Annotated in this window: 8 protein-coding genes; 6 read left to right on the top strand and 2 right to left on the bottom strand. The window is 66.6% G+C overall.

Translation table 11 applies throughout. The annotated features are described in order from the left end of the window. Nucleotides 1-2,519: TonB-dependent receptor (locus tag ACXJKH_RS08170; RefSeq protein WP_457319050.1), on the bottom strand; the 2,519-nt coding region annotated here is incomplete at its 3' end. A 304-nt stretch (nt 2,520-2,823) separates the two neighbouring features. Beyond that, on the bottom strand, nt 2,824-3,846 hold the full coding sequence (locus tag ACXJKH_RS08165; RefSeq protein WP_256774040.1) for a LysR family transcriptional regulator: 1,023 nt from the start codon (nt 3,844-3,846) through the stop codon (nt 2,824-2,826). A gap of 141 nt (nt 3,847-3,987) precedes the next feature. Here ACXJKH_RS08165 and ACXJKH_RS08160 point away from each other — a divergent pair, with 141 nt between their 5' ends. The 6 genes from ACXJKH_RS08160 to ACXJKH_RS08135 form a co-directional block, all read left to right on the top strand. Continuing rightward, entirely contained in the window at nt 3,988-4,215 is a 228-nt protein-coding gene (locus ACXJKH_RS08160) for a hypothetical protein (RefSeq protein WP_256774039.1), read from the top strand. After that, nucleotides 4,212-4,985, top strand: coding sequence for an SDR family NAD(P)-dependent oxidoreductase (locus ACXJKH_RS08155; RefSeq protein ID WP_457319049.1), 774 nt, complete (start codon nt 4,212-4,214; stop codon nt 4,983-4,985). The genes ACXJKH_RS08160 and ACXJKH_RS08155 overlap by 4 nt, the downstream gene beginning before the upstream one ends. A gap of 92 nt (nt 4,986-5,077) precedes the next feature. Continuing rightward, the gene (locus ACXJKH_RS08150; protein WP_457319048.1) at nt 5,078-6,298 is read left to right on the top strand and encodes an efflux RND transporter periplasmic adaptor subunit; all 1,221 of its coding nucleotides are present in this window, start codon (nt 5,078-5,080) and stop codon (nt 6,296-6,298) included. 166 nt (nt 6,299-6,464) lie between these two features. Next, the gene (locus tag ACXJKH_RS08145; protein WP_256774036.1) at nt 6,465-9,635 is read left to right on the top strand and encodes an efflux RND transporter permease subunit; all 3,171 of its coding nucleotides are present in this window, start codon (nt 6,465-6,467) and stop codon (nt 9,633-9,635) included. A gap of 25 nt (nt 9,636-9,660) precedes the next feature. Beyond that, nucleotides 9,661-10,398 carry an SDR family oxidoreductase gene (locus ACXJKH_RS08140; RefSeq protein WP_457319047.1) on the top strand — a complete coding sequence of 246 codons (738 nt, stop codon included), beginning with the start codon at nt 9,661-9,663 and terminating at the stop codon, nt 10,396-10,398. After that, nucleotides 10,392-11,065, top strand: a 674-nt coding sequence (locus ACXJKH_RS08135; protein ID WP_457319046.1) for a TolC family protein, incomplete at its 3' end; no start/stop codon positions are given. The genes ACXJKH_RS08140 and ACXJKH_RS08135, both read left to right, overlap by 7 nt.

The following is an 11,065-nucleotide window of genomic DNA, read 5'->3' as shown; positions in this document are numbered from 1 at the left end:
TTGGTGCTCTTCACCAGGCCTTCGTAGTTGCCGTACAGCTTGGCCCAGGTGTAGTTGACGCTGGCATACCAGCGTTCGGTCCGCTTCTCCGCCGACAGGCTCAGCGAGCGGTAGCTGCGCTTGGCCTTGGGGCCCAGTTCGCTGCCAGGAACAGTGATGGTGTCCGGCTTGCCGTCGCCATCGACATCAATGTCCAGGGTCAGGTCGCTGCCGGGATTGAAGATCCAGCAGMCGGGCAGGCCGCCCGGAACCTCCCATTCGCTGTCCCAATGCGAGACGTCGTAGCCGGCCGCCTTGGCCGCGTTGTACAACGATCGCGAATCGCAGGTGTCATCGATCACCTGATTGATCCGGCGCAGGGTGATCTTGGCGCCCAGCGTCCAGCCATCGACCCAATCGTTGGAGGAGCGCAGTTGCCGTTGAAAGCCGAGGATCGCCTCGTCCTGCGTGTAAGGCTTCAACCCGCGGGATGCGACCGCGCGCGGATCGGGCGTGCTGCCGTCGGCGCCGTTGACTACGCTGTCGGCGCTGCCGTTGCGATACGAGCCGGTGATGTTGGGCTTGCCGGTGACCGGGTCGTAGCCGTCGTAKGTGTAGTAATCCATCGTGTAGTACGACGCGGTAGCCGCGCGCAGTGCCACGTTGGCGGCGATGGGCAGCGAGTAGCGGCCAAGCGATGCGTACAGCTTACTGTCGCCGTCGCCGGTGGGATCCCACGAAAGGCCCAGCCGCGGCTGCCAGATATTGGACTGCTTGACGAACGTCGCGCCGCTGCCGTTGCGGTTGTCGAACGAATCATTGCGCAGCCCGGCGTACAGCATCAGCCGGTCGGTGACCTGCCAATGGTCTTCCAGGTACCACGACGCCTGCTTGACGCCGATGCGGCCACCGGTGCGGAAATCGATGCGCTGTGCGTAGTTGGCGTAGAGGTTCCAGTAGGCGCCGCTGGAATAGGCGGTGCCCTGCACCGAGGTCCAGTCCTCCTTGCTGTAGCCGCCGCCGAGCTGATGGTTGCCCAGCTGCCAGACCAGGTCGGCCTGGGTGTTGCTGCGCTCGTTGCTGCCCGCACGCAGGCCGAGCTGGCTGTTGACCGCGCAGCCCACCTGCTTGCCCAGTACGCGGTCGACCACGTAAGGGCAGTCGCCGTCGGCGGCGTTGATGTCGCCATCGTAGTCGCCACGCTGTCCGTCCGGGCTGATCGTGTACTCGCCGTTGGTATTGCGCATGCGCCCGTGCTGCAGGCTGGCGGTAACATCATCGCCGAGCTGGCTGGTCCACTTGAACACGTTGGTGGTGCCGCCGGAGCGGCCTTCCAGGCGCCCTCGGTAGTCGCCCTTGTCTACTGCCGCACCAGGCTGGTCGCTGGCGTACTCGGTGTCGTAATAGTCGTAACGGTAGCGGCGGCGATTGTCGAAACCGGTGTATTCCAGGTGGTTGCGGTCGTTGAGGTACCAGTCGAGTTTCAGCAGCCAGTAGGGATCGCGCGCGCGGTAGTCCTGTGCAGACGCCGCCAGCGACGTGGGCGGCACGGGGGTGTCCGGATCGCGCGCGCTGCGCGGGTTGCTCGACGAACGTCCGCCGAAGGCGGTTTTGTCCGATCGGGTCAGGCTGCCCAGCGCGAACACGAACAGCTTGTCCTCGATCAACGGGCCGCCGGCCCAGGCGCTGAACACATCGCTGGACTGGCGGTTGTTGTCGTACGAACGCAGGATGCTGCCATCGGTGCGAAGCGTATCGGGCGCATTTTCGCGCAGGGCGTCCGGTGCCGTGGTCCAGCTGACCCCGCCTTTCCAGGTGTTGGTGCCGCGCTTGACGTTGACGCTGGTGACCCCGCCAGTGGAAAACCCGTAACGCGCGCCATAGCCGCCGGTCTGCACATCCAGTTGGTCGATGGCCTGGAAGGGCACTTCGGCGAAGGACAGGCTGTCGAACAGGTTGGTGACGTTGAAGCCGTTGATGTAGTAACTGTTCTCGGCCGCCGATGCACCGCCGAACGAGGCCGGCCCGAAGAAGCTGCTGCTGGCTACCGTACCCGGGGTGAGCAGCGAGATGCTGGTGACATCGCGCGCAACCGGCAGCGTGTTGAGCTGTTCGGCGGTAAAGGTGGTGCGGGTCTCCACACTGCCGAGGTCGATCGGTGCCACGCTGCTGGCACGCACGTTCACCGCTTCCAGCGTGGCGGCCTTGGCGAAATCGGCCTGGGTGGTCTGCCCGGCGACCACGGTTACCTGGCGTTGATCGGTGGTGCCGTCGGTGCGGGTGATGCGGACGTCATACTGTCCGGTCGGCAAGGCCGGCAGGCGGAACCTGCCGTCGGCGCTGATGCGGGCGTCACGGGAGGTGCCGGCCTCCAGGCTGCGGATCTGGACGCTGCCGCCGGCGGCATCGGGGACATGCCCGAGGATGTCCCCGACCGTGCTCTGGGCCAACGCGGGCAGCGGCGTCAACATCGCCATCAGCAGGAGGGACAGGGTGGTCTTGCGCGGTTGGATCCTGCACGTACGGAACGGGTGATGCATGTCTTCCCCTCCAGTGCGTCCGGCCGGGGTGGCCGGGTCGAGTGGGGCGGACGCTAGTCCTCGGGCGCGGACGAAAAAACGCGTGGCGTCGCCAGGACGTTGCTTAACGTGACGCGGCGCAGAAATAACGCCGTCCCACGCATCGAGACGTGACCGGGTTCGCTCATAAACCTTCTGCATCATTGCGAAGGGTGAAAAACAGGATCGTGCCGTTAGCGACAATCCGCGCGTCGTCGCGGACGAAAAAACGCCGCCCGGAGGCGGCGTTGTCAGGTAGGGAGGCCGTGTTCGGCTACGCCGTCGGTCAGCCTGCGGTGACCGTCTCCAGGATCCGCTTGCCGGTGGCCTGCAGTTCGTCTTCGGCCTGCGCGTTGTGCTGTTTGGCGTACTTGGCGTTGGGACACTGCGCCAGCATGTAGTTGGCGTCGAAGTCGAGCTTGGCGACCAGGAAATCGACGAAGGCGCGCACCTTCGGCGAGACCAGCCGGCCGCCGGCGAACACCGCGTTGAAGTCCACCTCCGGTCCGGTCCAGCCGGCCAGCACGCGCCGCACCATGCCCGATTCGACGAAGGGTTTTGCCATCACATCACCGGTCAGCAGCAGGCCTTCGCCGCACACCAGCGCGCCGTTCAACGCCGAGGGGTCATTGGCGACCAGCAGCGGATTGACCGGGAAATCGCGCAGGTCACCACCGTTTTCGCCCAGCTGCCAGAAGAACCGGTTGTTGTTGAGGTTGCGTGCCTTGCGCATCGCCAGGATGCGATGGAACTGCAGCTCGTCCGGATGCAGCGGCTCGCCATAGCGTTCGATGTAGGCCGGGCTGGCGAACACCTGCGTGCGCAGGCTGCCAAGCTTGCGCGCCACCAGGTTGGAGTCGGGCAGGGTGCCCACGCGCAAGGCAAGGTCGGCTTCGCCGGCGATCAGGTCCAGCTTCTCGTTGCCCAGGTGCATGTCCAGCTGGATTTCCGGATATTGCGCATGGAATTCGCCCAGCAGCGGTGCGATCCAGGTGATGCCGATCGAGTAGGGCACGGTGAAACGCAGCCAGCCACGTGGGCCGGACTGCAGCTGGTTGACCGCGCCTTCGGCTTCTTCCAGCTCGCGTGCGATGCGCTGGCAATGCTCGTGGTAGACCGACCCGGCCTCGGTCAGGCCCAGCCGGCGGGTGGTCCGGTGCAGCAGGCGCGCGCCAAGCCGCGTTTCCAGTTCCTGCACCTTGCGGCTGACGGTGGTCTTGGGCAGGCCAAGTGCAGTGGCCGCGGCGATGAAACTGCCTTGCTCGACCACTTTGACGAAGATCAGCGTGTCGTTGAGATCGTGTGCCATGACGGGGTCCGAAGTCGGGGAGGGGTAGGTTGCCCGATAGATTGTGCCGGGAACGGGATGATTATTCCCCTTAATCCGGACTAATCAAGTAGCAATTTGAGGACTAATCTGGCGCCATTCCCGAAACGAAGGACGTCAACCATGTGGTTGCGGAACATTCTTGGCCGCGTGCTCAGCGGCCGCAAGGCCCCGCTGGAACTGGCGATGACCGTAGAGAGGCGCCCCTCCGGCTTCTCCCACAAGGCTTTCCGTGAGTTCACCCCACCGGCCAACCTGCAGCGCGGCGGCAGTCTGCAGCTCGGCGCCCGCCATGGCGACCGACTGGGCCGGATTGGGATTATCCCGGCGGCGGGAGTGAAAGTCCCATGAGTGGGACGCTGGCCCCCGAGGTCCTGGTCTTGGGCGGCACCGGGAGTGTCGGCCAGGGCATCGTGGCTGCGCTGCTGGAGGCCGGCAGCCCGGTTCTGGTAGTCAGCCGCGACCCCGCTCGGCTGGCCGCCCTGCAGGAACAGTTCGCCGACGAGCCCGGGCTGGAAACCCTGCTCGGCTCCCTCGGCGACGACGGCTCGGCCCGCACCGTGGCCGAGCGCATCGGCACGCGGCGCCGCAGGCTGGCGGCCGTGGTCGATGCGATGGGCGGCCCGTACAACCGCGGCCGGGTGACCGACCGCAGCGGCGATGCCCTGTTGCAGGCGTTGCAGGCCGACGTGATGCCGCACGTCCACGCTGGCCGCCACCTGCTGCCGCTGCTGCGCGGTGGCGCACACACCCTGCGTTACGTGCTGGTCGGCGGCCCGGCCGGCTTCAAGCCGTGGGCCGGGCATGGCGAGTCGTCCATCACCATGTCCACCACGCGCATGTACGCGCAGGTGCTGCACCAGGAAGCGCAGGCGCTGGGCGTACGCGCGCAGATGCTGGAAGTGTGCAGCCCGGTGTGCACGCCCACCAACGCGGCCAACGCCTGCATCGAATGGCCCAGCGCCCTGCTGGTCGGGCGCCGGCTGGTGTCGTTGCTGGACAACTGTACGGATAACCGCGCCATCGTCCGCTGCGACGCCCGCGATGCCGAACTGCCGCGGGGCCTGCTGCACCTGGATTGGCCTCCCCCACCGCTGCGCAACGTCGCCGGTACCGCTTGACCTCTACCAAGGTTCAGGTCCCAGGCTACGCCACCCACGTCGCCCCGCGCTCAGATTTCCTATCACCACCCCCCTCCGTACGGATGCATGTCATGACCTCCCAGATTTCCACCCCCTCCCGTATCACCCGACGGCTGGCCATGGCCGGCGTGTCGATCCTCGCCGCGGCCGTGCTGGCCGCCTGCAGTGGCGGCCACGCCGAAGAAGCGGGCATGCCGCCGCCGCCCTCGGTCAGTGCCGCGCCGGTGCTGATCAAGCCGGTCAGTCAGTGGGATGACTTCAGCGGCCGCGTCGAAGCGGTGCAGAGCGTGGAGCTGCGTCCGCGCGTGTCCGGCTATATCGACAAGGTCAATTACGTCGAGGGCGAGGAAGTGAAGAAGGGCGATGTGCTGTTCACCATCGACGCCCGCAGCTACCAGGCCGAGTACGACCGCGCCCGCGCCGAACTTGCCCGCGCCCGCACCCAGTCCACGCTGGCCCGCAGCGAGTCCGAGCGCGCCAAGAAGCTGTCCGACCAGCAGGCCATCTCCACCGAAACCTGGGAACAGCGCCGCGCCGCGGCCGACCAGGCCGGGGCCAGCGTGCAGGCCGCGCAGGCCGCGCTGGATGCGGCGGCCCTGAACCTGGAATTCACCAGGGTGCGTGCCCCGATCAACGGCCGCGCCGGTCGCGCGATGGTCACCGCCGGCAACCTGGTCACCGCCGGCGACAGCGCCAGCGTGCTGACCACGCTGGTCTCGCTGGACAAGGTGTTCGTGTACTTCGATGCCGACGAAGGCACCTTCCTGCGCTACGCGCAGATGGCCCGCAAGGGCGAGCGCCCGAGCGAGCGCGACAGCGACCTGCCGGTCAAGGTCGGCCTGTCCGGCGAAGAGGGCTACCCGCACGAAGGCAAGGTCGACTTCCTGGACAACCAGGTCACCCGCAGCACCGGCACCATCCGTGTCCGCGCGCTGCTGGACAACGCCGACCGCACCTTCACCCCGGGCCTGTTCGCCCGCGTACAGCTGCTCGGCAGCGGCCAGTTCCAGGCCATGCTGATCGACGAGAAGGCCGTGCTCACCGACCAGGACCGCAAGTACGTGTACGTGGTCGACAAGGAAGGCAAGGCGCAGCGCCAGGACATCACCCTGGGCCGCAACGCCGACGGGCTGCGCATCGTGCAGCAGGGCCTGAAGGCCGGCGACCGGGTGATCATCGACGGCGTGCAGAAGGTCTTCATGCCCGGCATGCCGGTGCAGGCCAAGGTCGTTGCCATGCAGCCGGTTGCCGCGCCGGCTGCGCCTGCGACGGCACCCGTTGCATTGAATTAAAGGCAGCCGACTGACAGTCGGCTCTACCGTCATGTAGCAGCCGACCCCACCGTCGGCTCTACCGTGTCTGCCATCGCCCCGTGCAGGGGAGCCCGCCACCGCTGTCGCCCGCGACAGCGGCCGGAGTCGTGCACGCCGGCGCTGGTGAAACCCCAGGAATCCACCCATGGACTTTTCCCGTTTCTTCATCGACAGGCCGATTTTCGCGGCGGTGTTGTCGATCGTGATCTTCGCCGCCGGCCTGATCTCCATTCCGATGCTGCCCATCGGTGAGTACCCGGACGTGGTGCCGCCGTCGGTGGTGGTGCGCACCGTGTATCCTGGCGCCAACCCCAAGGTRATCGCCGAAACCGTGGCCACCCCGCTGGAGGAGGCCATCAACGGCGTCGAGGGCATGATGTACCTCAAGTCGGTGGCCGGCTCCGATGGCGTGCTGCAGATGACCATCACCTTCCGCCCGGGCACCGACCCGGACGATGCGGCGGTGAAGGTGCAGAACCGCGTCGCCCAGGCGCAGGCCCGCCTGCCCGAGGACGTGCGTCGACAGGGTGTCACCACCCAGAAGCAGTCGCCGACCTTCCTGATGGTGGTGCACCTGACCTCGCCCAAGGGCAAGTACGACACCCTGTACCTGCGCAACTACGCACGCCTGCACGTCAAGGACGCGCTCGCGCGCATCCAGGGCGTGGGCGATGCGCAGATCTTCGGTGGTGGCGACTACGCCATGCGCGCCTGGCTGGACCCGGACAAGGTTGCCGCGCGCGGCCTGACCGCCAGCGATGTGGTTGGCGCCATGCGCGAGCAGAACGTGCAGGTCTCCGCCGGCCAGCTCGGTGCCGAGCCGATGCCCAACAGCCAGTTCCTGACCCTGATCAACGCCCAGGGCCGCCTGCGCAGCGAAAAAGAGTTCGGCGACATCGTGCTCAAGAGCGGTACCGACGGTGAAGTGGTGCGCCTGTCCGATGTGGCACGCGTGGAACTGGGTGCCGGCGACTACACCCTGCGCTCGCAGCTGGACGGCAAGAACGCGGTCGGCATCGGCATCTTCCAGGCCCCCGGCGCCAATGCGCTGGATATCCGTGATGCGGTGATGGCCAGCATGGACGAAATGCAGAAGACCATGCCGGACGACGTCAAGTACGAGGCGGTGTATGACACCACCATCTTCGTGCGCGACTCGATCAAGGCCGTGGTCTCCACCCTGCTTGAAGCCATCGCGCTGGTCGTGCTGGTGGTGATCCTGTTCCTGCAGACCTGGCGCGCCTCGATCATTCCGTTGATCGCCGTGCCGGTGTCCATCGTGGGTACGTTCGCCGCGCTGTACCTGCTGGGCTTCTCGATCAACACGCTGAGCCTGTTCGGCCTGGTGCTGGCGATCGGCATCGTGGTCGATGACGCGATCGTGGTGGTGGAAAACGTCGAGCGCAACATCGAGGAAGGTCTCACTCCGTTGGCCGCCGCCCACCAGGCGATGCGCGAAGTGTCCGGCCCGATCGTCGCCATCGCGCTGGTGCTGTGTGCGGTATTCGTGCCGATGGCATTCCTGTCCGGCGTCACCGGTCAGTTCTACAAGCAGTTCGCCGTCACCATCGCCATCTCCACGGTGATCTCGGCGATCAACTCGCTGACCCTGTCGCCGGCCCTGGCCGCGCGCCTGCTCAAGCCGCATGGCGCGCCGAAGGATGGCCCGAGCCGCCTGATCGACCGTCTGTTCGGCTGGGTGTTCCGTCCGTTCAACCGCTTCTTCAAGTCCAGCTCGGAGAAGTACGAGCGCGGCGTGTCGAAGATCCTCGGCCGTCGTGGTGCGGTGTTCCTGGTCTATGCGGTGCTGCTGGTGGCCACCGGTTTCATCTTCAAGGTGGTGCCGCCGGGCTTCATCCCGACCCAGGACAAGCTGTACCTGATCGCCGGCGTGAAGCTGCCGGAAGGCTCGTCGATCGCGCGTACCGATGAAATGCTGCGCAAGGTCGCCAAGATCGCCCAGGAAACCGAGGGCGTGGCCCACACGATCTCGTTCCCGGGGTTGAACGCGCTGCAGTTCACCAACACGCCCAACACCGGTGTGGCATTCATTCCGCTCAAGCCGTTCAACGAGCGCCATGGCCGCACTGCTGCGCAGATCAACGCCGAGATCAACCAGAAGATCGCCGGCCTGCAGGAAGGCTTCGCGTTTGCGATGATGCCGCCGCCGATCCTCGGGTTGGGCAACGGCAACGGCTACCAGATGTTCATCGAAGACCGTGGCAACCTGGGGTACGGCGCGCTGCAGAATGCCGTCCAGGCGATGCAGGGTGCGGTGGCGCAGACCCCGGGCATGGCCTTCCCGATCACCAGCTACCAGGCCAACGTGCCGCAGCTGGATGCGGAAGTGGACCGGGTCAAGGCCAAGGCCCAGGGCGTGCAGCTGACCGAGCTGTTCGACACCCTGCAGACCTACCTCGGCTCGTCCTACGTCAACGACTTCAACCAGTTCGGACGTACCTGGCAGGTGATCGCCCAGGCCGACGGCCAGTTCCGCAACAACGTGGAGGACATCGGCAAGCTGCGTACCCGCAATGATCGCGGCGAGATGGTGCCGATCGGCTCGATGGTGACCGTCAAGGAGACCTTCGGCCCGGACCCGGTGCTGCGCTTCAACGGTTACCCGGCGGCCGATCTGGCCGGCGAAGCCGACCCGCGCATGCTCTCCTCGGCCGAAGCGATGAACAACCTGACCGCCATTGCCGCCAAGGTGCTGCCGGTGGGCATGACCACCGAATGGACCGACCTGAGCTACCAGCAGGCCACCCAGGGCAAGGCTGCCTTCATCGTGTTCCCGGTGGCGATCCTGCTGGCGTTCCTGGTGCTGGCCGCGCTGTATGAAAGCTGGTCCCTGCCGCTGGCGGTGATCCTGATCGTACCGATGACCCTGCTGTCGGCGTTGTTCGGCGTGTGGTTGACCGGTGGCGACAACAACGTGTTCGTGCAGGTCGGCCTGGTGGTGCTGATGGGCCTGGCGTGCAAGAACGCGATCCTGATCGTCGAGTTCGCCCGCGAGCTGGAAATGGGTGGCAAGGGGATCGTGGAAGCCGCGCTGGAAGCCTGCCGCCTGCGTCTGCGTCCGATCGTGATGACCTCCATCGCCTTCATCGCCGGCACCGTGCCGCTGGTGCTGTCCCATGGCGCCGGTGCGGAAGTCCGCTCGGTGACCGGCATCACCGTGTTCGCCGGCATGCTGGGCGTGACCCTGTTCGGCCTGTTCCTGACCCCTGTGTTCTACGTGGCCCTGCGCAAGTTCGTCAGCCGTAATGGCGGCGGGCAGCTGGTCACCCACGGCGAACCGACCATCCACCATTGATTCCGTCCCCCGCGAGGTTTTTCACATGAATACCGCTACCCAAAAGATCGCCCTGGTCACCGGTGCCACCCGCGGCATCGGCCTGGAAACCGTCCGCCAGCTGGCCCAGGCCGGCGTGCATACGCTGCTGGCCGGGCGCAAGCGCGACGTCGCCGTGGCCGAGGCGCTGAAGCTGCAGGCCGAAGGCCTGCCGGTGGAAGCGATCCAGCTCGACGTCGGCGATGCCGCCAGCATTGCCGCCGCCGTGCAGACCGTCACCGAACGCCACGGGCGCCTGGACATCCTGGTCAACAACGCCGGCGTCCTGCTCGACGACCCCAAGCTGGCGCCGTCGGCACAGACCCTGGATACCTGGCGCGCCACCTTCGACACCAACGTGTTCGCGGTGATTGCCGTCACCCAGGCGTTGCTGCCGCTGCTCAACGCCTCGCCGGCCGGCCGCATCGTCAACGTGTCCAGCATCCTCGGCTCGCTGACCCTGCACAGCCAGCCGGGCTCGTCGATCTACGGCTTCGCCGTGCCGGCCTACAACGCCTCCAAGAGCGCGGTGAATGCCTGGACGGTGCAGCTGGCCTATGAGCTGCGCGAGAGCACCACCAAGGTCAACACCGTGCATCCGGGCTACGTCAAAACCGACATGAACGGTGGCGAGGGCGAGATCGACGTCAGCGAAGGCGCACGCTCGAGCGTGGGCATGGCGCTGATCGGCGCCGACGGCCCGAACGGCAGCTTCACCTACCTCGGCGAGGTGCTGCCATGGTGATCCGCCTGTTGACCGTGGCCGTGACCAGCGCGCTGCTGGCCGGCTGCGTCAGCGTCGGCCCCAACTACCAGGCGCCACCGGCACAGCCGGTGACCCTGCAGGGCGCCGCCGCGCCGGTGTTCACCAACGCCTCGCCGGTCGCCAGCKGGTGGGCGCAGTTCGACGACCCGGTACTGGAACAGCTGGTGCATGACGCACTCGGCGACAACCTGGACCTGCGCATTTCGATGGCCCGCGTGCGTGAAGCGCGCGCGGTGTTCGTCGAGCAGCGTCTGGACCAGCTGCCGCACGTCACCGCCGACGGTAGCTACGACCGCCGCAAGCAGCCCGACGCCACCGTCGGCGGCGAGCGGGTATTCAGCGAAACCTACCAGCTTGGCTTCGACGCCGGCTGGGAACTGGACCTGTTCGGTCGCCAGCGCCGCGCGTCCGAAGCGGCGCGCGCCGACCTGGGTGCCGAGCAGGACAACCTTGCCGATGCCCAGGTCACCGTGGCCGCCGAAGTGGCACGCAACTACTTCGAACTGCGGGGTACCCAGAAGCGCATCGCGGTCGCCAAGCGCACCCTGGTCAACCTCCGTGATACCCAGCGGCTGACCGAAGCGCGCTGGGAACTCGGTGCAGGCAGCGAGCTGGACGTGCAAAGCAGCCGCGCGCGATTGAAGGC

This window comes from Stenotrophomonas sp. P5_B8 (assembly GCF_054049855.1).
Note: the sequence above shows the minus strand (reverse complement) of the source record. Positions and strands in the feature narration are given on the sequence as shown.